Genomic DNA, 23,482 nt, shown 5'->3' with positions numbered 1-23,482 from the left:
ACTTTCCCCAAAAAATAACGCTTTTCGACGCCACCCCACAGCGCCAAAACTAGGGGAGAGGTTTATTGCTCCTTGGCCAACAAACGCTCAACGCGAGGCTTCACCTCGGTGGCAAGGAGGGTTAGAGACTCAATGAAGTACTCCTGAGGCAGGCCGCCAAGATCCATTTGCAGGAAGTGTCGGGAGTGGCCGAGGTACTTATGTAGATCAACAATGCGCTCGGCAATCTCATCAGGATCGCCAACATAATAAGCGCCTGGAGCCTCCGCCTGCGCGTAATAAGCACGAGCGTCTGGTGGCGCCCAACCGCGCAGGCGACCCATCTCTACATTCAAGTTGTGCCAACCGGGGTAGAAGCGCTCGAGGGCTTCCTTCTTGGTGGGTGCAATAAGTCCAAAGGAGGCAACGGAGACTTTCATATTCTCCTTGGGGTGGCCAGCCTTTTCAAACTCAGCACGGTAAAGCTGGGTGAGAGGAGCAAAACGGTGTGGGGCACCGGCGATAATGCCATAGGACACGGGCAAACCAAGTTGTGCCGCACGCACGGTGGATCCAGGGTTACCGCCAGTACCTAGCCAGATAGGCAGACGGCCATTAACAGGGCGAGGAACTACCGCCAGGTTGTCGATAGTGGGGCGGGTCTTTCCGGACCAGGTGGAAAATTCAGTCTCATCGCTGTTAAGACTCAGCAATAGATCAAGCTTGTCAGCATAAAGCTGATCATAGTCATCGAGGGAGTAACCAAAGAGTGGGAAGGTCTCCACAGAGGAGCCACGGCCCGCAGTGATCTCAACACGGCCACCACCGGAGATGGCATCGGCAGTTGCGAACTGCTGGTAGATGCGCACTGGGTCATCGGTGCTAATAATGCTGGCAGCACTGCCCAGCTTGATGTTTTTGGTAGCTGCCACAGCGGCCGCAATGATCGTGCCAGGAGATGAGGCAGGCATGCTCACCGTGTGGTGTTCACCGATGCCAAAGTAATCCAAGCCAACATTGTCGGCGTGCACAATCGCATCAAAAAGATTCTTAATCGCCTCGGACGTCTCGCGTTGGGTGCCGTCGGGATTGAGCTGGGTGTCACCGAAGCTATAAGCACCGATTTCCATAGTTCCCTCTTCCTAAAAATATGTTGTACGACAGACTATATTTCATACAGATCATCTTGGCAATAACGCTGTTGGGCTATGATGAGATCCATGGCTGAAGAATCCCCAACCTCCCAGAACTGTCCTTTATCCGGCAAACCCGGTGATTTGGGCTGGAATTTGGCGATGGTTTTGCGCGGTTATCAGTCCCGTTTTGAAACAGCAGTTGATGGCATGCCCGGCGGAATTCGGGGATATCAGGTCCTTTCCACCGTCACCTATCGCAATCCCTCAAATCAACAGGCACTAGCAGCGCACTTAGGGATCGACCGCACGGTCATGACTTACCTCATTGATGATCTCGTCAAAGCAGGAGTGGTTGAGCGCATTCCCGACCCCGCAGATCGACGATCACGCAAGATCATCGCCACCGACCATGGCCGAGAAGTACTGACCACCTATGAAAAGCGCGTGGCCGATGTGGAAGCGGAACTTCTTGCAGGTTTTAATAGTGCAGATATCGGCACCTTGGACACCTTATTGCGCCGCTTGGCTTTGGATGTACACCGCGCTCAGCCTGGATCAAGCCCCTGCGAAGCGGTGGATCATCTCCAATAATTGCAAGGCCAACCACCATCTTTTCGTCGATAAGCAAAAAACAGAAAAGCACCCACCGGGCGGTGGGTGCTGGGGGTTGAAGCTTTAGTTTCGGGCTTCGGCGGTCTCGGGGAAAGGCATGTGGGTGAGATCAATATTGGGATCTTGATCCTGGGTAGCCACGATCTCGCGGGCCTCGGAGTTGGTCTCCACGGTGGGGAAAGAACCAGGCAAAGGCTTCTGTGAAGTCTCCTTCATAAACAGCAGCGCAATTCCGGCGATCGCAGAGAAGAACATGATGTAGAGCGCTGGCACAATATCCAGGCCGGTCTTCTGCAGCAGGAATTGGGTGACCAACGGGGTGGTGCCACCAAAGAGGGACACGGAGATATTGTAGGAAATTCCCATGCCGGAGAAACGGGATGCGGTGGGGAACAGCGCTGGCAGTGCGGAGGCAGAAAGTGCCACGTAGAGGCCAGTTGGGATCGCAACCATGGTGAGCGCAATGAGCACAGCGGCAATGGTGCCAGTGTTCATGATCAAGAAGGCAGGAACCATCAGGATCAAGGTGGCAGCAACGGCAGCCGCATAAACCGGCTTGCGGCCAACCTTGTCACTCCACTTACCAACCAATGGCAGCAGCAGGGACATGGCAACCAGCACCGGAACAGTCACCGCTGCAGCAGAGGCAGAGTGTAGACCAATCTGCTCCTCCAAGTACACCGGCATATAGCTGGTCAGTGCATAACCTGCGGTGTTGGTGGCAGCCACAATGGCAATGCCGATCAGCAGTGGACGCCAGTGGTGGCGGATAACGCCGAGCAGACCCAGACGAGCATAAGGATCATCCTGGTTCTTCTCTGGTGCAGCTGCTTCTTCAGCAGCCTGGTTCTCAAAGGAAGGGGTTTCTGGAATACGAGTACGCAGGTAAACCGCAATAATGCCCAGTGGGATGGCGGTTAGGAAAGGAATGCGCCAGCCGAAATCCTCCATGGCAGTTGCGCCATAAAAGTGGGTGGTGATCCAGGTGGTCAGCGCCACGACGGATGCGCCAGCAGCAAAGCCCAGGTAAGAACCCATATCAAGGAAGGAACCGAAGTAGCCTCTGCGGCGATCTGGAGCAAACTCAGCCACATAGGTTGTCGCGCCAGCGTACTCACCACCGGTGGAGAAGCCCTGAATCATCTTCAAAAGATAAAGCAGCACCAGAGCCCAGGCACCGATCGAGGCAGCTGTGGGCAAGATACCAATTAATGCGGTGGAAATAGCCATCATGGCCATGGTCACGTACAAGACCTTCTGGCGGCCAACCTTATCGCCCAGCGGTCCGAGCACCAGACCACCCAAGGGGCGGACCAGGTAGGACACGGCAAAACCGAACATCACGGCCAAAAGCTGCCATTGCTCAGGCAGGCCTTGGGTGAATACGGCGGTCATGGTGACGGTGAGATAGCCATAAATTCCGAAGTCGTACCACTCCATAAAGTTGCCCACCACAGTGCCTTTAATAGCCGGGCGGATCTTCTTTGGGGGAACAACATTGACGTCATCAACTGTTAGTCGGGGTTCGTCTGCGATTTTCTTTTTTGAGCGAATCGGGCTCACGAGTTTAAACCTCTCGTCTTCTTAATGGGCGCAAGCCATGCGCGGTGTTTTCGCGATGTTTTCGCGGTACTGTCGCGGTGTTGTCACGGTGCTGCATGGACCTTTGGGTGATCTTCACCCGGCGCGCCCCGGGGGCGGTGCTGACTTCTTCCTCTAAGCCTCCTTAAAGTTTTTCTTATGAATGGGCCTCAAAAGGGGAGTTGAGACACCGCCCTTTTTCAACGATGAATAAGTTTAATCACCCCAAAAGGTGAAAGTCAGATCAAAAGCAAGCCTGGGAGCTGCATAAATAGAAATGAGCCCCCTTCCGGCGCAGGTGAACGGGGTAGGTAACAGCTTGGTTACGGTTTTCAAGATTTCTGAGAATTACTTAAATCTGCAATAAATCGGGGCTGTGTGGGGTGGTGGATTTAAGGTTCGTTTGGGGCCTGGTGGGTACCACGGTGGGCCCGGGTAGCGCGCTCCTGCTGCGCCCGGTGGGCGTTAAAAGAAGGCGCTTTTCGACGCCGCGGTGCTTGAAATTCTATATCGAAACCTTCAAACCTAGTTCAATTGAAATAAAGAAATAACAGAGAACTGATCGCGGAACTAGCTAGAAACACAAATCAAGCACTGGGACGCATCACTAGGGCACGACGTACGCGGTCTAACTTCTCTAAATCTTTTGCTATGTCAGGAGAAATAGCATCAAGCAAAAGTCTTGCATCTTCAAGCCTTCGCAAATGTTCCACCTCAAAAGTTTGCTCATGGTGGCTAATACGGTTACGAAGCCTTCGCAATCTTTCTAACGCATGTCCGATCGCATAACCTCCCTGAACTTCTATCGGAAGATCAGGGGGAAATTGATCTTCCCACGCACTCAAAGTATCAGGACCCAAGTTGGGAAAGCCTTTTGATAATCCATGTATCCAAAGGTTTTCGCGACCACTAAAACCTGTCTTTCGCTGACCATTCTTTTTGGGTGGTGTTTGCGGAAAGAGATGAACAATACTCCCAAAGTCCAACTGGGAGACCATGTCATCAAAAATTACGGGAGCTTTATGTCTCCGGTGCGAAGGATTTCTTCGTTTCGCAGCCACTTCTGCCCGTTTTTTGGAATCTCTAGTGGCCTTTTCCACCAGTGTCGCTAAAGGTATGGCTGCATCATTTAGCCAGTCTTCTGACTTTCCACGGCTTTTATTCCAGTCACGTAACGCTATGTCAACTGAGTTTCTAATAACAGCTTCAACATAAGACAATGTCTCATACCACGCAGAGCCTAAAGCGACTTGCCACACATAAAGTGATGCCACTGCAGAATTTGTAACAAGGGCAGAGTTTCCGCCAAGGCCCTTGCGCCATTCAGATTCATATGAAGACAGCCGTGCAGGATGCATTGCGGCTACAAGATTGTGAGGCATATCAGTAATGCTATTACAAAATGCGTCAGTCCCTCCACAAAATTGCGAAGGGACTGACGCGCTATTAACGACAGTTCTTGTCTGCCGTTGTTCGATCACAAATTGTAATTCAGTTTCCTTTACAGCGCAAGTCTCGGTTACGATAAAACCATTGGTTTTATCGTAACCGAGACTTGCATGGACAGATACTATTTTTAATGAACTACCAGGCCTAATGGGAGCATCCAATTCCACTTAAACACCACTGTCCTGCAAAGATTCTCGACTATATTTAGTCTCCCCGAACCCCCAACTCCCGCACCTCAATAGTGGACCCCGGTGGCAAAGCCTCCAACATCCGAATCTTGGCCAGGATCGGATTCTGCTCAAGTACCTTCGCAGTAGCCAAACGAGCACGCGTAGTTTTTACTTCATTGCGCGCCTTTTCCAATTCAATTTCAGAATTCACCTTGGCCACCTGCGCTTCTTGCAAAGCACCGGCATATTCCTTGGGCAGGCTGACATCCTTTAACAAAACGGTAGAAACCTCCACACCCACGGCCTTTGCAGCCACCCGCGCTGCTTCCAACACCGGAGCAAGATCGATGCGCGTACCCACAAAAGCCTCCAAAGGCAACCCATTAACCAATTCTCGGAGAGCAATCTGCGCTGCCAAATAGATCTCTTCATCAGGCCCTTGGGAATCCGACACAAAAGCCACCGGATCAAAAGTGGCAGCTGAAAGCGCCAAAGTAATGGTCACCGGTAAGGCATCAGCAGTGGGGATTTGCTGCGGATGCATTTGGATCAATCGCCGACGCAAATCCACCTGCGCATAAAGATCACCGCGTCGCGACATTTCTCGGCCACTCAATCGCGTGATCACGCCCGCACGCTGGCGCAACACCGCAAAACCTACGCGAGCAATAGGCGAGCGCAGGGGAGAAGGCTGCCACATTGCCTGGCCGGAACCATCAATGCCGTTCAGCGGCTGGTACATGCTCCACCCAAAATTCTGGGATCGCGACCGAAAAATGCCCATACAATCACCTCAAACGTTTAGCGATTATCGCCGCTCCGGGACCACCAACAGCGGGGCAGCGGTGCGTCCCCTAAAACATATAGTTTTAGGATCGGGCCGGGCCACAGGCTATAAGCAGCAAAAATCCGTAGCGACGATAACCTATTCAATGAGTAGCGGGGCTTGAACCCACTTAGATCCTGAAATCTGTGCCACTGCCATCGCATCAGTTCAATCGGGAACACCCCGGAAATCCGGAAGCGCCCAGCAACCACAATGCGAAGCACACGCCAGAATAGCGCAGCCCCCACCCTTTGGGTAGGGGCCAAAACGCTTCTCGACGCCGCGGTGCTGGAGATTAAAGCTCCTCTACGATCTTCACCGTCTCAACTGCAACGCGAGTGACCTTTGCGATGAGTTCCACAATGTACATAGGATTACCCACTTCATCAGCCCAATCATTGGGATCATTGGTAATACCGGATGCCTTATCGGTTTTCACCTGGTAACGATCAATAAGCCAAGCAATCGCAGAACGAGCACCCAGTTGATATTGCTCAGCTGCTTCAGGGATACCACTAATGGTGATTGAGCCGTTGTAGATCAAAGTGGTGTGATCATCAATCTTTTTGGAAGATTCAGGATCCTTCTTCTTCGACCACTTCATCTTCGTTACTCGCCACGTCTCCCGATCTTCCACATCGACAGTGCTCTTAACCTTCACATCAACCGGCCAAGGCTCAACATTTTCATAATTGATATGAAGATCCATAAGCTTCTGACCAGCAGCAACCAACTGATCAAAACGGCCACGATCAGTAGGAGTTTCAATATGCGGCAGCATCTTCTTTAGATCAGCTGCATAAGCCTCTCGGTAGGCAGGATCATGCAATTGCCCATAGACAAAGTAGAAAATGTTGTCCTTGGTGACGTCTTCACCGAGGCTTTCTTGGTAGACCTTGAGGATCTCGTCAGTGATGTTATCTACGCGACGATAACCATCTAATACTTCGCCTTCTACCCCCTTTTCTCCTGCAGTTGGAGTGCTAGGAACACCAAAGTCCAGTTCGCCCTCTCTAACGGTAATTGGCTCCCAGGTCCAACGAAAGAAGGCCTGACCGTTCTGCCCCGCGCCGATCATCTGAACATCTGGCAAAAGATTAGTTGCAAGTAAAGCAAAATCTTGAGTAGCTCCTACCCCTAGGCAATAGAATGCCAAGTTGTCATGTTTTGGGGTTGGGAACATTGTTGGTAGCTGGCCACGACGGTCATTTAGTACATCACCAAAATAGGAGTGCTGTTTTTGAAATGGGCGATAAGCACTAATACGGAAGTCCGAATCAATCACATCAATCCTAGTTCCCCGCTTAAGGTGCAACTGCAACCCAGATGACCACTTTATATTCTTGGGATCTAGCAAAATCGAGTTTGAATTCAAGAATTCAGAAACACTTAGGTTTCGATTTGATTCATAGCGATCTATAACCTCCATGAAATGCTCAATAATCCTCTTATTACTGGATTTAAGCGATTCAAGGCCGAAATTGTAATTCCAGGAATCTCTAGCAGAGCCTAAACCATTTGAATAGGAGGAAAAAACTGTCGGAATAGTTAAGACTGACTTACTACTTAAGACAGGCCAAGTTTCAAAATCTGCGGACCGCTGGTTGGTCCAATCCCCATACTCATTAGGTGTGATCTCTTCCCAGTCTATAGTCTCAATCTCGGACCTAGACACGATTTCAAGCTTTTGTTCAGCAGATAGATAATCACCAATATCGCGGTAATAGATCTTGCAGCCAGTGGAACCATAACGCTTGACACCAATGAAAATAGCGACCGTATTACGGCTACCAGATCCAAATACCTTGCCACCTTCTTTACGAGATAGTTCTCCAGCAGTACGTTGATTACCCCGCAGGTTAAAAACATAAATGTCAGAAAAATCCTCAGCAAGGCTCAAGCGCACACCGTCAGCGGTGTTGCCATCTATCCAGCCACCATTGGATACAAAGGCGACCACTCCTTGGGCCTTAATTCGATCAGTTGCCCAGCGGAAAGCACGCAAATAAGAGTCGTACAACGAGTTCTTAAGCTGGCCGGTTGATCTGCTGGCAAAGGTTTCTTCAATTCGTTGATCAAGCGTTGGATACTTCAGGTTCGCGTTATTATCATTAGCACTCGCCTGACCTTTTGAATATGGGGGATTACCCACAATTACCTGCACAGGAGTGTTTTTCTGGCGCTCCATGCGGTCATTATTCGCAGCAAATACTTCCAAATCGAGCTTGTCATCATCTTCATACATCTGGAAGGTATCGCCGAGAACTATACCTCCAAAAGGTTCATAGTCTGGCATATCTTTTCTTTCACGGAGTGCTCGTTCACCTTGCAGACCAAAATAGGTGGTTTCAATATTGACGGCAGCAACATAGTAAGCAAGGAGCATGATCTCAGTTGAGTGCAGCTCAGATGCATACTTACGGGCTAGGTCCTCGGGCTTAATCAAACCGGATTGCAGGAGACGAACTATGAATGTGCCAGTACCAGTAAAGGGATCAAGAATGTGCACATCTTCATCGCTCAAACCACGCCCAAAATACTTCTTAGAAATATCATCAGCAGCACGCAAAATGAAGTCCACAATCTCTACCGGAGTGTAGACAATACCTAGAGCTTCAGATTGCTTCTTAAACGCCTTTTTGAAGAAACGCTCATACAGATCTTTGATCACCGTTTGTTTACCGGCTGCTGAATTTACCTCGGCAGCACGAATACGAACAGAATCGTAGAACTTATCGAGCTTTTCTGTCTCTGCACTGAGCTGGGAATCATTAAGCGCATCTGCCATGCGTTGCATGACTTTTGAGACAGGGTTTTGCTGGGCAAAGCTAGATTCTGCAAACAAGGCATCAAAGACAGGGGCGGTAATCAGGTGCTGCGAGAGCATGCTGATTGCCTCATCCTCAGAAATGGATTCATTGAGGTTGCCACGCAATCCTTCCACAAAGCGTTCAAATTCTTTGTGGATCTCTGGGGAAGCGTTATCTAGGAGGGCTTTGATACGGGCGATCTGTGCCTGGGCAATGTCTGCAACATCGTTTGCCCAGTCTTCCCAATAAGTGCGGGTGCCAACTTTATCAACAAGCTTGGTGTAGATAGCTTCCTGCCATTGCTCCAAAGAGAACAGCACATACTGGGTTGCTGAGTCATTGCTGTCATATGGTTCGTTGCCGCCAGTGGTTGGGCCAACGTGGTCGGTTTCTACAGGCAGATCCTTAATATTGCCTTCATTAAGCGCAACGGAATTAACCATGGCGTTGAAGCGATCATCATGAGCACGAAGTGCGTTAAGTACCTGCCAAACGACCTTGAAACGGCGGGAATCGTTAAGTGCTGCGGAAGGTGCAACTCCTGGAGGAACTGCTACTGGCAAAATGATGTAGCCGTAGTCTTTACCAGGGGATTTACGCATGACGCGACCAACGGACTGCACCACGTCAACCATGGAATTACGAGGATTGAAGAAGATAACGGAATCCAAAGCCGGCACATCGACACCTTCGGAAAGGCAGCGGGCGTTGGTCAGGATCTTGGTTTCCATTGGCTGGGTTGGTGCTTTAAGCCAGGTCAAACGAGAGTTTCGCTCAAGCGCGTTCATTGAGCCATCAACGTGCTGGCAAGCCACCGTCAAATCAAGATTGTGCTCATCAACCTCGTCATTCTTAACCTCAAGCTCAGTTGTATAAGCATTTACAACACGCGGGAAAGCATCGGCAATCTGCTGAGAAGTCTTGATGTCACGAGCGAAGGCAACTGCTCTTTCCATGGCGTCATCAGAACTAGAGAATCCAGTTTTTGTATCTTGTTCTTTGCCGGAACGCTTAGCCAGACCATTCCATGCACCAATGATGGAGGAAGTCATATCCAAGGTGAGTTCTTCACCCGGATTTGAACCAAGGATGGTCAAAGCACTAGCTGCTACTTGCTCATCGACTGTCATCACTACAACTTTGTAGTCGGTGAGCAGGCCTTTTTCTACAGCTTCGCCGAACCCAAGGCGGTGAAATTCGGGTCCATAAATAGCCTCATCATCCATGGAAGAAACTTCCGCTGAATGATCTGCAGCCTTGCCCTTCACGGAGTCGTCGAAAAGCCTTGGAGTGGCAGTCATATAAAGCCGCTTTGAGGCCTTGATATAAGAAGCGTCATGAATGCGGGTGAAGTTTGAAGGGTCTTCTCCAGCCAAGGTGATGCCTGTGGTGCGGTGGGCTTCATCGCAGATGACAAGATCAAAGGGCTCAGCTCCAGCTTCTTGAGCCGCGTGAACAGCAGGAAGGGACTGGTAAGTAGAGAACACCACGGTCAATCCTGCTGCTCGCTTACGATGCTCCAGTTTTTCCGCAATCAATGCACCATCAGTACTTACCGGAACTTCAAGATCATAAGCAGCGATATCTTCTGCAGCCTTGGAGACCTTGGAGTCAGAACATACGGCAACAGGACGAAGATCCATTGTCTTTTGTGCAGTCCACTCTTTGAGTGTTTGCGAAAGCAAGCTGATGGAAGGGACTAGAAAAAGAATGCGAGCTTTATTGCCATTGAGTCGCGCAACCTCTTCAGAAAGACGCAGGGCAGTAAAGGTTTTTCCGGTACCGCAAGCCATGATGAGCTTGCCACGGTCATGAGTTTGGAAGCCTTCAATGGCTTTTTCAATTGCTGTTTGCTGGTGAGGACGAGGGCTATACGGCTCTTTAAGCTGCAGGTTAATAGTTAATTCAGAACCTGGATAGGCAATATCCCAGTCAATCGGGGATTCCGCAATTGCAGATAGACCAATGCGGTTAGTTGGAATGGTTTGGTTCTCCAACATCTTTTCCGCATTTGAACTCCACTTATCAGTAGTGGAAATAACGAGTCTATTGCTAAAGGAGCGTGTTCCTTCAGGGGTTTCAAAAGTGCGTCCCGAGGCTTCAAAGAAGGAATCTAGCTGTCCTTTTGCCAGGGAAGTAGTGGGAAGATAAAACTTGCACTGGATCGCCGTATAAGCATCATCGTCCTTGTTATAAGCCACTAAGTCGATGCCAGTATCCATGGTGCCACCGTTATAGGGCCAATCGACCCAACGATGGACTTCATCAAACTCAGTGGAGAGAGTGGGGTCAGACTTAATGAAGTTGACCATGAGTTTTTCAAAAGCCAAACCCTGCGCAGACTGGGAAGGCAGTGTGCGCAGGGCGGATACAGCATCAACAATCGTGGACATGCATTCCATTGTGTCCTATTTACTCAAAGGACATGTCCATTTGGTGGCCTTAAATTCGAAAAACTACTTCAGGCTAACGAGCCAGCCGGTGCGGGAGGATTCCTTCTGGAAGCACTGCTCGCAAACGTCTTCTGGGATAACGCCGTAGCGCATGAGCTTGCCGAAGCCCCAGCATCCAAGGCAGATGCCAAAGACGGACTCAAGGGCGGCTGCTGCAATGAGCATGACCAGGACAACAGATGCTGCGATATTAAATCCAAAAGCCATCAGGATGAGGGAAGTACCACTAAAAACCAGGCCAATGGTCTGCGCGAAGCGCTTTGGTGGTCCAGGGGTCAGGATCGGTGCCTTCTTTAACAGCGGCACGAGTACGTGCACAGAAAGTCGGCCGAAGGGGGAGTAACGCGGTCCGCCGGCTACGCGAAGTGCGAAGCCGAAGGTGAGGATGCTTGCCAAGATAATGCGAAGATCGCCAGAGGAGAAAAGCGTGGCGGCGCTCAGCAAAACAACCAGACCCGCGGTGCAGCGAGCTGCATATTCATTAACGGGATTGGGGAAATCAAAAACGGCCATCGCTGGGTTCTCCTATGAAGCGGATAAACAATTCTGCGCCATAGTCCACTTATGAACTAGGTGTTCTATGAAGCATAGACCTATTGGTCTACTTTCACAATAGGCACTTTAAGCAGCGGAAACCCCGTGTTAGCAGTCACTGACACGGGGATTTGAGAGGTATTTTAAAGCTCTACTTGTTGTCCTCAGCAAGCCATACGGAGGTAAAAGGTGCGTTGGAAGCAACAGCATCCTGAACCGCACGGGTAACCACACGCTTTGCGGTTGCTACAGCGTCAACAACCTCAGCACCCTTGGCGAGTTCTGCGGTGATAACAGCTGCGAAGGTGCAGCCTGCGCCGGAAACGCGCTCTTCACCAATCTTTGGTTCAGAGAAGACGTGGTAGGAGGATCCGTCGAAAAGCACGTCGACCGCCTGGTCGCCGGGGAAGTCCATGCCACCCTTGACCACCACGTACTGGGGGCCCTGCTCGTGGATGAGGCGAGCGGCCTCCTTGAGGTCCTCGACGGTCTCGAGCTTCTCGAGGCCGGAAAGGGTAGTGGCCTCGAAGTTGTTGGGGGTCACCACGGTTGCCTGAGGCAGCACCTTGGCGCGCAAAGCGGTATCGGTATCAAGCGCTGCGCCGGGCTCCTGGCCCTTGCAGATCAGCACTGGGTCAAGCACAACATGCTTGAACTTGTTTTCCTCCAGCGCGGTTGCCACGGTGTCGATGGTTGCGGGAGTACCCAGCATGCCAATCTTGACCACATCCAGATCATGGGCAGCAGTAGCGGCCTCAATCTGGTTGGCGATAACCTGCGCGTCAACCGGCACAAAACGGTGATTCCAATTGTCCTTGGGATCAAAGGCAACGAGGCAGGTGATTGCCCCAATGCCATAAACGTTAAGGTGCTGGAAGGTCTTCAGATCGACCTGGATTCCAGCGCCACCGGTTGCTTCTGAACCTGCGATAACAAATGCGTAATTGACCACACTTAAAACTTAGACCTTCGGGGCAAGATATTGGCATTCGCCCTGGAAAATTTTCAGCGGTCCTGGTGAAAGCTCAATAATGTGAGTCTGAAACTCAGTACTTTCAATTTACAATTCAATGACATTCTGAATTTGTTGTTTCACCGGTGTCCACAGATCAACCTCCACCTCGGGAGCTTCGATACTCACTATCAGTGAGTAATCCACGCCTTTCTCACTTTGATCAAGGGCTTTTCGGCTTTTCCACCATCCAGCAACAGGATAAACCGCAATAGCACCTTTGCTCGCCAGTTGAGCTGCGTCTCCCATCCAAATGTCGGTATGTAAAGACCCTGCGGATTGTTGCTGATTGGCGCCTAAAAGCCATTCTTTCTCCCTCACCTGGCTATCGGGATCTTGCCCATTACGAGCTTTCTTATTGATTCTCCTTCGAAAGTTGTCAATATCTTCGGTAGGTCGGGGAGTAGCAAAGCGCAGGCCATGGGAAGGATAAGCATAGCGGCCCTTCCAGCCTCTGCTAGAGGGATTAGGTTCGACAAAATACGAAAGCGTCACTCGCATTTTAACTTGAGTTTCTCCCAGCTCATATAGCTGATCGATAGGCCAAGGAAGCATATGCAAGGCCATTTCTCGGCTTCGGTACGAAGAGTTAGTTCCAGGTTCGAATGGTCGAATAGAAGACTCCGAAATAAGAGTTAGTGCATTAGCAGCGCTATAAATTGCACGATCAAGATCAGGTACGCCCATCCCGTATCGTCTTAAAAGGTTAACGAGCTGTTCTTTATTCGCCTTCGGATTGAATTTGGCACGCATTACATCCGTCCATTCCGCAGAATGGACTACAAGGGCTCGTACCGTTTCAGGTTTCATCTCTGGATAAGCTGCGCTAATCCCAGCTGCAATTGCTGCCACTTGTGCAGTTGCCGCTGAGGTATCACCGGTAGTGGTAAAAAGGCCACCCATGCCAAGACTCTGGAACCTCGTAGTCAAGATTGCACTATTATCCAAGGGATCGGTCGACTTTTTATCAGGGCTGTGCGCCCAATTGCCACCGCTCGCCACAACTTCAGGTTTGAACGGCCACCGATTTTGATCAAAAGAAACTGAGGTTCTGCTCGAAGGTGCTAACTCGCCTCTTTCTGCAATGGGTAACCACCCTGAAAAAGCCGGATCAGCCCCGCGCATATCATCATTTTCCGAATATGCACCTACGGTCAATGCATTCCATGCCTGTGATGGGTCTTCGACTGGTTCCACATCGCTACGATCAAGATGATCATCCTCAGCACGGATATCTCTAATATTCCCAGTTGAAATAATAAACAACCGTGGTTTTCTAGGCTCTTCACGGTCAAGATATGTGAACTTTTCCGCTAAGTCATCAATTGCTCGCCCATAAGACAAAGCATCAATAGTTGCGGACCAGGAAGTCGGCCTACCGGATTCGCGTCGTTGATTCTTTTTCGAACCACCTTCATCTGAATTTTCCCGTGCAGTGACAGCAAGCATAAAGACTCGCTTCCGGTCAGGAGCCTCAATTTCAGGTCGATCAACAGCTCTGGCTGTTATTGCACCATATAAATCAGGGGCATTTTGCCCAATATCCGGAAGTAGTTTCACTGATTCCAGGCGGTGATGGAGTATCACAGGGAGAGAGCTGCCAATGACTGCCTCAAGATCCCCAAACAAGGCGAGCCCTGCCATCTCCGTTCCATGTCTATTGATTACTGGATCATGATTCCAGTTGGGATCGGGTGAATGCAGATCTTTTTTAGACAGAGAACCTTTAAGCAATGGATGATCTCTTTGAACGCCAGTATCCAAGATACAAACAACCAGAGAATCGTCTTTTGGAAACTGAATCCGTTCGAGAAGCTCGTCGCTCCATTCTCTTTGTTCTGCCGGTGACTCTTCCACTAAGAAATTAGATACTTCACGTGGTTTTCGCAGTTCTGCAATATCGTCAATAGTGTTAAATAGGGTGCTTAGCTGATTGACCGATGCTCTAAGCAAAACTACAGTGCGGTCTCCGAAACCCAAGTAAAAGTTACTTGTGTCCAGTTCAAACTTTTGCACAGCTAAGTCGAAACGATCGCGTTCTTTACCATCGCGATTGCAAAGCCAAACTTCCCACCACACGGAAGTATTCTCATCTTTTGGAAATTGGTCATCTGGGTCAGTCCATAGCTCTCGAATTGTTGCTCTACGAATAGACTGGATGGCTTCGACTAATTCCTTGTGATTAGGCTTCTTCTTATCCACTGTAGATAAATATTTATTTAGTTTATTTAGAAGGTACTGCTTCTTGCCTTCCGGAATATAAACAGTAGCTTCAAGAATGACACCGTCATCTGAACCTTTCTCACGAACCGCTACTAACTCCGGATTTTCCCCGCGCCCTAGTGATTCAAGACTTTTTAAGGCAAAGTGCAGCCCGGGAAAAGACTCAAATGTTAAATACGTTCCCCGTTTCTCTGGTGAATTAACTGCTGAAGAGTCCTTCCACGCCTGATTAAACTCGCTAATAAGCCGCTCACCATGAAATATTCGATTAGTGACAAAACCAGGCGTTTCTTTGCTCGACCCCCCAGTAGGCGGAGAAAACGGCTCTACATCAGGTTGAGTGTTGATGAAGATATGTGGAAGGTCTCGATTTGCCATCTCGAATGCCTAATTCCTTAGCTTTAAGCAGCGTGTAAACGCTCTTCCAGAGCATTGACTAGATCTTCGGTTCTAATTCGCTTACGCCCGTCCAATAGCGTGCTTTTTGCCGCATTTTCTGCAGCGGTGACAATTTCTGCATGGCTGAGTCCATGTGCTGCAGGAATAATGCGAGCCCAGCTCAAAGAGCCAACCTGAAAATGAATCAGCCTATTCTTGATAATCCCTTCAATATGCTGATCATCTGGAAGATTGAAATTCAAGACGGAATCAAAACGACGGAAAAGCGCATTGTCTAGTAGCTGCGGGTGGTTGGTTGCAGCAATAATGATACTTTCCGAGGTGTCTTCTTCCAAAAATTGAAGAAATGAATTCAATACACGCCTAATTTCTCCAACATCGTTTTGCAAGGCTCTATCACCGCCAAGTGCATCCACCTCATCAAAAAGATAAACACCACGGGTTTCTGCCAAAGCATCAAAAATGAGTCGCAACTTGGACGCGGTCTCGCCCATAAACTTTGTGAGAATTGAGTCTAGACGGATTGAAAACAGTGGAAGATGAAGTTCACCAGCAAAAACTCTCGCCGTTGAAGTCTTTCCTGTACCTGGAGCTCCCGTAAAAAGAAGCCTGCGAGCGGGCGTTAAGCCATACTCTTTCAACATGGCACCCTGGCGCTGTTCACGAAGAATTTGCTGCAATCTCTCCACCAAGGATTCATCCAGCACCAAGTCATTGAGACGTAAATCTGGGTAGCTCACATTCAATAATGAAGCAAGCTCGCCTCTCGGCTTGGCAAGAGGAACTACAGAAGAAATGGAACTTGAAGGGGCGGTATTTTGACGAAGGTCATTAACCAGATCTCGCAATTCTTGTGCAAACTGAGACTGCCCAGCACGCGCAGCCTTAGCCGCAAGTTGCATGGTCACAGCATGAAACTGAGAATCATCACCATTTGCATGGCTCTTTACTAGCGCCCTAAGTTGATCATTAGTAGCCATCTCGCCCCTCCTTCCATATTCTGGGTTTGATTTTTTAAAGCTGTTTGAATTCAGTGTAACGGGATCTTGGACATGCAGGAAGCGAAAGCATCGATAAGTAACAAACATGACGTAGAAGTACGTAATCTACATTGATGGCCATCAAAATAGCCACCCAGCCTTTTTCTAATTGAACGTCGACGTACCCTTAGACCTATGAGCAAATTGATTCACGTACGTACTGAAATTGAAATCCCCGGCAACCCTTCTGCCATTCACATCGCTGAAATGCAGGAACTCATTCACACCACCCCAGATACTCCTGCCATGTGCAAAATGCTGCGCATTGTGGAACTAGCTGGAACCCAAAGCGGGGGAGCCATCACCGGTGCCGGTACCCTTGATGGCAAGGCTTTTGGATTAGCCAACCAGCCCAATGAGTTTGTTCCACACCCAGATACCTATGCAGATTTCCCGGACATTAAGGCGAAGGTCATTAGTGCTGAGGAATTTGAGGGTCTATGGGTAGAGGCACTAACTAAGTTCCCTGAGCTGGGTTAACAGCGCCCACTCAGCGCCCACTCACTGCCTTTTCGGAAGGCCGCTGGGGTGGTCCCAAAATATGAACGGAAAAGCCTGGTTAAGTGGGCTTGATCCTGAAACGCATATTTGGCCCCCAGCGCCATAATGCCGCGTTGTTTAAAGCGCGGATCTGCCAAATCTTTGGCGAGTGCCTCCAAGCGCAGCGTGCGGATCAATTCTGCAATGCCGTGCTCTTCCTGCTGGAAAAGCCGGTGCACACTGCGGACTGAAATGCCATGTTCATAAGCGATCTTAGCTACTGAAAGTTCAGGATCGCCCAGCTGCTTTCCTATATAACTGCGAATACTTGCCCGCAGCACCTCATCCGGTGCCTGCGGGCTGCTTTTTTCATACACCAGGCCACTGAGCAGGTCAATTGCTGCATTGCCGAGGAAAGTGCAGGTCTCACTGTGCACTGCTTCCTCTTGGATAGAGGATTCAATAAGGTGCGTTAACACCGTGCCCGGACCAGATTCCGGGAAATTCTGCCGCAGCGCACTATTAAGGGTTCGCGATGGCAGCGCCAGATCACCGCGGGGAACTGTCATCACCGCGCAATCCCACCGGCCTTCAAATTTCAACACATATGGCCGCGAGGTGTCATAAAAGGCAATATCCCCTGGGTTAATAGTCAGGTCAGCTTCACCCTCGCGCAGCAATAACATGCGTCCCGCGCGCATGGCACACACCTTTAAAAGTCCATGTTGGGCGTTTTTTATTGCTGCCGGGCTGCGCCTTAAAGCCTGCGGAGTGCCTTGGATTTTAAAAGTGGCAACCTTCCCCAAAGCAGCGCCATGAACATCGCCGGCCACACTTTGTGCAGCTCGTGGGCTTGGCAGCTTCACCTCAAGCCCAAATACTGAGCTCATCTTTTCGATCCACTGCATAGAGTCAGCCACCGCCAACCACGTCCTCTCCGCACTGGCACAAATAGACAAAAACCTGGGCACAAAAAATCAACTACTAAGTGATCTTAGGCACAATACTAGCTTCAATGTCATCCACATCTCCCCAGCAGTAAGAAAGGTGATGCTCTTGAGCATTGTCTATGACAAGTTTTTTATCGGTGGCCAGTGGGTTAACCCCAGCACCCAACAGGTTATCGCACCCATTAATCCCAGCACCGAACAGCCACTTGGTCAGGTACCAGAAGGCGTGGAAGCTGATATTGATGCCGGCGTAGCAGCAGCTCGTGCGGCTTTTGATGATCCCCGCGGTTGGTCACAGTGGGAGCCTGCCCAAAGAGCAGAAGCCATGCTGCGTTTAGCAGATGAAATTGATAAACGAGCCGAGGATTTCCGGGCGCGCGTGAGCTCCCAAAACGGCATGCCGGTTGCCGTTGCTTCCCAATTGGAAATCGGTTATCCCAGCACCGTGCTGCGCTATTACGCCAATTTGCTTAAACAAACCTCCTTCAGCGAAGTCCGCCCCGGTTTGCTCGGGGGCGAAGTAGAGGTACGTCGAAAAGCAATTGGCGTGGTTGCCGCCATCGTGCCCTGGAACTTCCCGCAAACCTTGACCATGTTCAAATTGGCTCCGGCGCTTGCCGCCGGCTGCACCTTGTTGATCAAACCATCCCCCGAAACCGTCCTCGACGCCTACACCCTGGCCGAGGCCATCGAGGCCGCCAACCTTCCCGCCGGCGTGGTCAATATTGTGCCCGCCGACCGCGACGCTGGCGCACACCTTGTTGCACATCCGCAGGTAGACAAAGTGGCCTTCACCGGCTCCACCGCCGCCGGCCGCAAAATCGGCGAGGTCTGCGGTCGCCTGCTGCGCCCCGTCACCCTTGAGCTCGGCGGTAAATCGGCCGCCATTGTGCTTGACGACGCCGACCTCAACCTTGATCAGATAGGGCAAGGCCTCTTCGGCTCAACCTTGCTAAATAATGGTCAAACCTGTTTCCTGGGTACCCGCGTGCTAGCACCCAAAAACCGCTATCAAGAGGTGGTTGATGCCTTTACCGCCTTCGCAGGAAGCCTCAAGGTGGGCGATGCCGCGGCGGAAGACACCCTCATCGGCCCGATGGCCACCGCTCGCCAGCGCGAACGCGTGGAATCCTATATTTCCCAGGGCAAAGCAGCTGGTGGCCAGATCACCGTGGGCGGTGGACGACCCTCCGACCGAGATCGTGGCTATTTTGTAGAGCCCACCGTTTTTGCCGGTCTTGATAATTCCGCAGTCATCTCCCAGGAGGAAATCTTCGGCCCCGTGCTCACCATCATCTCCTATGACTCCGACGACGAGGCCGTGCGCATTGCCAATGATTCCGAATTTGGCCTCGGCGGCACCGTATGGACCACCGATCCCGAACGCGGCGCAGCCCTGGCCCGCCGCGTGCACACCGGAACCATCGGCGTCAACCGCTATATCCCAGATCCCGCAGCTCCTTTTGGTGGTGTTAAAGCCAGCGGTTTAGGCCGCGAACTCGGACCAGAAGGCCTGAACTCTTACCTCGAAGCTCAATCCATTTACCTCTAAACATTTCCTGAAAGGAACCATCATGAAAACCCAAGCAGCAGTAGTCCGCGCAACCGCACAGCCCTTTGAAGTCACCACCCTGGAACTCGACGCTCCCGCAGCCACCGAAGTACAGGTGAAGATGATCGCAACCGGCGTGTGCCACACCGACGCCATCGTGCGCGATCAGATCTACCCAACCTTCCTACCTGCAGTTTTTGGCCACGAAGGTGCCGGAATTGTGGAGGCCGTAGGTTCTGACATTGTGAGCATCAAGCCTGGCGATAGGGTGGTACTCGGCTTCAACTCCTGTGGACGCTGCGCAAAGTGCCTGGCTGGAGCTCCCGCATATTGCGAAAACTTCATGTCCCACAACTTTGCCTGCACCCGCCTCGACGGCTCCACCGCATTTAGCGACAATGGCGAAAAGGTGGGCTCCCACTTCTTCGGTCAGTCCACTTTCTCCCAGTACACCAATGTTTCTGCACGCAGTGTGGTGAAAATTGATGGCGATGTCCCGCTAGAACTCCTAGGACCTTTGGGCTGTGGACTTTCCACCGGTGCCGGCGCAATCCTCAACTCTTTGGACGTTAAAACCGGTGATACCGTCGCAGTTTTTGGTACCGGAGCAGTGGGATCCGCAGCCATCATGGCAGCTGCCGCCACCGGTGCAACCACCATCATCGCCGTAGATATTCACGATTCCCGCCTCGAGCAAGCCCTCGAATTGGGTGCCACCCACACCGTGAACTCACGCACTGACAATCCCGTAGAAAAGATCCGCGAGATCACCGGCGATGGCGTGAACTACGCGCTCGACACCACCGGTGTTACCGCTGTAACGAGGCAAGCTGCCGAATCCTTGGCGATCAACGGCACCGTCGGTCTGGTTGGTGCTCCAGCCCCCGGCTCCGAAGTGACCTTTGAAGTTGGTGCTTCCTTGGTCCGCGGCTGGAAATTCCGCACCATTATCGAAGGCGATGCCATCCCACAGGACTTCATTCCACGTTTGGTGCACCTGTGGCGCCAGGGCAAGTTCCCTCTGGAGAAGCTGGTTCGCACCTACTCCCTGGAAAACATCAATGATGCTTTTGCAGATTCTAAGAGTGGTGAAGTGATCAAGCCGATCATCGTTTTCTAAGCAGCAGAAGCGAAGCCCCTAGGTCCAGTCGTCCGGCTGGGCTCCTAGGGTATTCTTCCGTTCCTGGACTAGAGTGACACTTTTAGATACTTCAACCTTGCCGACATACCCCATAGGGGTATAGCCTTGGAGTAGCGAATATTTCTCCTGAAAGGGGCCACTGACATGGCATTAAAGAATTACACCGTAGAAGGTATGACCTGCGCACACTGCGTTGCATCTGTAACCGAAGAAGTAAGTGAAGTTGAGGGCGTCAGCGATGTTGACGTCACCCTTGAATCCGGAAACGTTGCAGTCAGTGGCGAAGGCTTCACCGATGCAGAGATCCAGGCTGCAGTAGAAGAAGCTGGCTATAAGCTCGCTGCTTCCTAAGGCACTAAAAAACCTGCCGCTTCACCCTTAAAATTTTGGATGAAGTGGCAGGTTTTTTCGTCGAAAAGCGTTATCCCTGCTTGACCAGCACCTTTGGGGCTGGGGCTGCGGCGGTAAATACCGGGGAGGTTTCCGGGATGAGGCGGGAGGCCATGAAGGCGAAGAGTGCGATGGCGATCATGTACACCGCTGGGGCGAGTGGGCTGCCGGTCCAGGAGACGAGCGCCGTGGAGATAAACGGTGCCGAGCCGCCGAAGATGGCATACGTGACGTTGTAGGTGATGCCGGCTGAGGTACCGCGGGTGGCTTCTTGGAAGACCTCGGCCATCATGATGGAGGTGACGCAGTTAGCGGTGACGGCGCCGATGCCAAGCAAAACCTGTGCCAGGAGGGACGCTTCCAAACTGCCGTGACCTGCGATGATATACGCCGGGATGGCCATGATTGCGGTGCTCAAGGTGGAGAAAGCCATGACATTGCGGCGGGGGAATTTATCAATCGCGCGGCCAACAAATGGGGCAGCGATGGCAGCAAGGCTCAAAGCGATGATATTTCCGGCGAGAACCAGGGTGCCTTCAAGGCCGACGGTGCTGCGCAGGAAAGTCGTCATATATGTGGTGAAAATGTAGAAGCTCAAACCGGTGCAGGAGATATAGCCGCCGACTCGCAGCATCATCTTCCATTCAGTACTAATGGCCTGCTTGATTGGAGCTTCAGGGCGATCGAGGACGGAGCGTTCCTTTTCCTCAGCGCCGGTACGGATCCACCAGCCAATAAGACCAAGAGGTACAGCCAGCAGGAATGGAATGCGCCAGCCCCAAGCAACCATTGCTTCCTTGCCGATGGAAAATTCAATGGCCCAAACAAGTGCTGCTGCCAGCGCAAATGAGAGGAATGTTGCCATGGATAGCTTGGATCCGTGGGTAGCGCGCTTCTTGGGGTCGACGTTTTCAATCAGATAAGTAGCTGCACCGGAGTACTCACCACCCGCAGTGAATCCCTGCAGGCAGCGGGCCAAAGTGAGGAGAATCGGGGCGAAAATTCCGATGGTTTCCGGGGAGGGGATAAGGCCAATAAGTCCGGTGGAAAATGTCATTAGCAGGACTGTGACGGCTAGTACTTGGCGGCGTCCGATGCGATCAGAAAGCGAGCCGAAGAACATGCCACCGAGTGGTCGCAATGCAAAGGCCACGGCAAAAACGGCGAAGGTTTCTAGCAGGGCAGTTACGCCAGAAGAATTAGGGAAGAACACAGTAGCCAAGGTGGTGGCCAAGAAACCGTAGATGGCAAAGTCGAACCATTCCACAACGGTGCCCACTGTCGCTGCTAGCGATGCTGAGCTGGCCTTTTTAGATTCATACATGAGGGGCTCCTCTTTGGGGAAGTACTGCGTTTTTGGTGGTGGTGGTGGTTGTGGTGGTGGTTGTGGTGGTGGTTGTGGTGGTGGTTTTTGGTGGCGGCGTTTGTGGGGTGAGCACGAGAGCACACAAATGAGCAAAAATTAGGCTTTTGTGCAGGATCTGGTCGATTTTGGGGCCGGAAATCAGCAGAATCGTGCACAAATACTCGAAAATTGTGGTTTTGTGGACGATCTGGCAAATTGCAGGTCAGGGCCTCGCGGGGCCCGCGAAACTAGCCGCGAAACTAGCCGCGGAAATAGCCGCAAAACTAGCCTCGAAACCCACTGTCAGAGAGCACAAACCCCCGGCGCGCACCGAGCGGACCGGGGGACAAGTGGTGGAGTGAGGGGTGCTAGTACTTAGACCAGTGCTGGCTTGCCGGTGAGAGCATCCTTGAAGGTTGGGGTCTGCTCGTTGAAATCTGGGAGAGCGTTGAGGTAAGCAACGATATCCTCGGTGTTCTCAACGTCGCCGAACTTTGCGTCCATGTCGAAGAGGTTCCAAGCAACTACACCGGCTACGCGGTCGCCGACAGCTTCGCGGGCGATGATTGGGCGGAAGCCTGCTGCGATTGCGTCCTCAGCGGAGTGGCGGACACAACCTGCTGCGGTAACACCGGTCAAGATGACGGTATCAACGTGAGCGGCGGTAAGGATCTGAGCCAGGTTGGTGCCGGCGAATCCGGAAGCGCGCTTCTTGGTGATAACGATCTCGCCCTCAGCTGGCTCGAGGCGGGAGTCGATCTGGACTGCTTCGGTGCCAACAGCCAAGGTCTCGAGTGGGATCTTGTGAACCCAAAGGCCCATGTCATTTGGCTTTTCGATGTCGGTTACTTCGTATGCGGTGGTGGTGTAGATAACTGGAACGCCCTTGGCACGAGCCGCTTCGGTCAGAGCCTGGCAAGCAGGGATGATGGTGTCCATGTTCTCGCAGGTGAAGGCGTGGCCTTCGCGGGTCCAAGCGTTTGCCATATCGATGTGGACGATTGCTGGGCGGGTGCCATAACCAACACGGCGCTGGAATCCGCGCTTCTGGTATTCAGCGGAGTTCTCTTCAAAAGCCTGGGTCAAAAGATCGTTGAGGTTCGACATGGTAGTGAGCTCCTTTTAGAAAGCGGTGGGGGTTGTGGTTGGGCCTTTAGTGTTTCTCTGAAAGTTTTTTCTGAGCAACACCGTTGGCGTAGTTGCAACAATATGGTCAACCCACAGAGCACGCAACCCCTTTTCAAAAGTTTTCGATAGATCGATAGAAATTTCCCAGCTCACACCGCCCTTTAGCTGCATAAAGTACATACCCGCTGGTCCACCCCCCGGGGGTGATTTTCTATCGTGTGATAGGTTTATTTCTGTCCCGCTATAGAAAAACCACCCAAGTAGGACTATCT

17 protein-coding genes are annotated in these 23,482 nt (G+C 51.4%); 5 read left to right on the top strand and 12 right to left on the bottom strand.

Translation table 11 applies throughout. The annotated features are described in order from the left end of the window. Positions 1-62: 62 nt before the first annotated feature. Positions 63-1,109, bottom strand: a complete 1,047-nt coding sequence (locus SFC07_RS06395) for an LLM class flavin-dependent oxidoreductase (protein ID WP_411207392.1) — start codon at positions 1,107-1,109, stop codon at positions 63-65. Positions 1,110-1,199: 90 nt separating this feature from the next. On the opposite strand from SFC07_RS06395, the gene SFC07_RS06390 reads away from it, so the two are divergent. Continuing rightward, positions 1,200-1,706 carry a MarR family winged helix-turn-helix transcriptional regulator gene (locus tag SFC07_RS06390; RefSeq protein ID WP_411207391.1) on the top strand — a complete coding sequence of 169 codons (507 nt, stop codon included), beginning with the start codon at positions 1,200-1,202 and terminating at the stop codon, positions 1,704-1,706. An 84-nt stretch (positions 1,707-1,790) separates the two neighbouring features. Here SFC07_RS06390 and SFC07_RS06385 read toward each other — a convergent pair whose 3' ends face one another. The 8 genes from SFC07_RS06385 to SFC07_RS06350 form a co-directional block, all read right to left on the bottom strand. Next, complete coding sequence (locus SFC07_RS06385; RefSeq protein ID WP_411207390.1) at positions 1,791-3,290, bottom strand: MFS transporter; 1,500 nt, start codon at positions 3,288-3,290, stop codon at positions 1,791-1,793. 605 nt (positions 3,291-3,895) lie between these two features. Further along, a complete protein-coding gene (locus SFC07_RS06380) occupies positions 3,896-4,924 on the bottom strand; it encodes a hypothetical protein (protein ID WP_411207389.1) in 1,029 nt (342 codons plus the stop codon). 37 nt (positions 4,925-4,961) lie between these two features. Beyond that, positions 4,962-5,711, bottom strand: coding sequence for an SPFH domain-containing protein (locus tag SFC07_RS06375; protein WP_411207388.1), 750 nt, complete (start codon positions 5,709-5,711; stop codon positions 4,962-4,964). A gap of 337 nt (positions 5,712-6,048) precedes the next feature. Beyond that, the gene (locus tag SFC07_RS06370) at positions 6,049-10,956 is read right to left on the bottom strand and encodes a DEAD/DEAH box helicase (RefSeq protein WP_411207387.1); all 4,908 of its coding nucleotides are present in this window, start codon (positions 10,954-10,956) and stop codon (positions 6,049-6,051) included. A gap of 63 nt (positions 10,957-11,019) precedes the next feature. Further along, complete coding sequence (locus tag SFC07_RS06365; RefSeq protein WP_411207386.1) at positions 11,020-11,529, bottom strand: DUF4395 domain-containing protein; 510 nt, start codon at positions 11,527-11,529, stop codon at positions 11,020-11,022. A 172-nt stretch (positions 11,530-11,701) separates the two neighbouring features. Continuing rightward, on the bottom strand, positions 11,702-12,502 hold the full coding sequence (thiD, locus tag SFC07_RS06360) for a bifunctional hydroxymethylpyrimidine kinase/phosphomethylpyrimidine kinase (protein WP_411207385.1): 801 nt from the start codon (positions 12,500-12,502) through the stop codon (positions 11,702-11,704). Between the two features lie 108 nt (positions 12,503-12,610). Next, positions 12,611-15,163, bottom strand: a complete 2,553-nt coding sequence (locus tag SFC07_RS06355; RefSeq protein ID WP_411207384.1) for a S8 family peptidase — start codon at positions 15,161-15,163, stop codon at positions 12,611-12,613. 23 nt (positions 15,164-15,186) lie between these two features. Continuing rightward, complete coding sequence (locus SFC07_RS06350) at positions 15,187-16,164, bottom strand: AAA family ATPase (protein ID WP_411207383.1); 978 nt, start codon at positions 16,162-16,164, stop codon at positions 15,187-15,189. A gap of 195 nt (positions 16,165-16,359) precedes the next feature. Between SFC07_RS06350 and SFC07_RS06345 the strand changes: the two genes are divergently transcribed. Continuing rightward, the gene (locus SFC07_RS06345) at positions 16,360-16,704 is read left to right on the top strand and encodes a hypothetical protein (protein ID WP_411207382.1); all 345 of its coding nucleotides are present in this window, start codon (positions 16,360-16,362) and stop codon (positions 16,702-16,704) included. On the opposite strand, the gene SFC07_RS06340 is transcribed toward SFC07_RS06345, so the two are convergent. After that, the gene (locus tag SFC07_RS06340) at positions 16,701-17,624 is read right to left on the bottom strand and encodes a helix-turn-helix domain-containing protein (protein WP_411207381.1); all 924 of its coding nucleotides are present in this window, start codon (positions 17,622-17,624) and stop codon (positions 16,701-16,703) included. The genes SFC07_RS06345 and SFC07_RS06340 overlap by 4 nt on opposite strands. Before the next feature lie 130 nt (positions 17,625-17,754). Here SFC07_RS06340 and SFC07_RS06335 point away from each other — a divergent pair, with 130 nt between their 5' ends. The 3 genes from SFC07_RS06335 to SFC07_RS06325 all read left to right on the top strand — a co-directional run bounded on the left by SFC07_RS06335 (position 17,755) and on the right by SFC07_RS06325 (position 20,698). Then, on the top strand, positions 17,755-19,206 hold the full coding sequence (locus tag SFC07_RS06335; RefSeq protein WP_411207380.1) for an aldehyde dehydrogenase: 1,452 nt from the start codon (positions 17,755-17,757) through the stop codon (positions 19,204-19,206). Between the two features lie 22 nt (positions 19,207-19,228). Next, positions 19,229-20,326, top strand: a complete 1,098-nt coding sequence (locus tag SFC07_RS06330) for an NAD(P)-dependent alcohol dehydrogenase (protein ID WP_411207379.1) — start codon at positions 19,229-19,231, stop codon at positions 20,324-20,326. Between the two features lie 165 nt (positions 20,327-20,491). Further along, complete coding sequence (locus SFC07_RS06325; RefSeq protein WP_411207378.1) at positions 20,492-20,698, top strand: heavy-metal-associated domain-containing protein; 207 nt, start codon at positions 20,492-20,494, stop codon at positions 20,696-20,698. A gap of 70 nt (positions 20,699-20,768) precedes the next feature. On the opposite strand, the gene SFC07_RS06320 is transcribed toward SFC07_RS06325, so the two are convergent. Together SFC07_RS06320 and SFC07_RS06315 are read right to left on the bottom strand one after the other, a co-directional pair. Beyond that, positions 20,769-22,061, bottom strand: coding sequence for an MFS transporter (locus SFC07_RS06320; protein WP_411207377.1), 1,293 nt, complete (start codon positions 22,059-22,061; stop codon positions 20,769-20,771). 396 nt (positions 22,062-22,457) lie between these two features. Next, positions 22,458-23,189, bottom strand: coding sequence for an isochorismatase family protein (locus SFC07_RS06315; RefSeq protein ID WP_411207376.1), 732 nt, complete (start codon positions 23,187-23,189; stop codon positions 22,458-22,460). Positions 23,190-23,482 lie beyond the last annotated feature (293 nt).

It is taken from the genome of Corynebacterium callunae (assembly GCF_046592015.1).
GTDB classification, from domain to species: Bacteria; Actinomycetota; Actinomycetes; order Mycobacteriales; family Mycobacteriaceae; genus Corynebacterium; species Corynebacterium callunae_A.
Note: the sequence above shows the minus strand (reverse complement) of the source record. Positions and strands in the feature narration are given on the sequence as shown.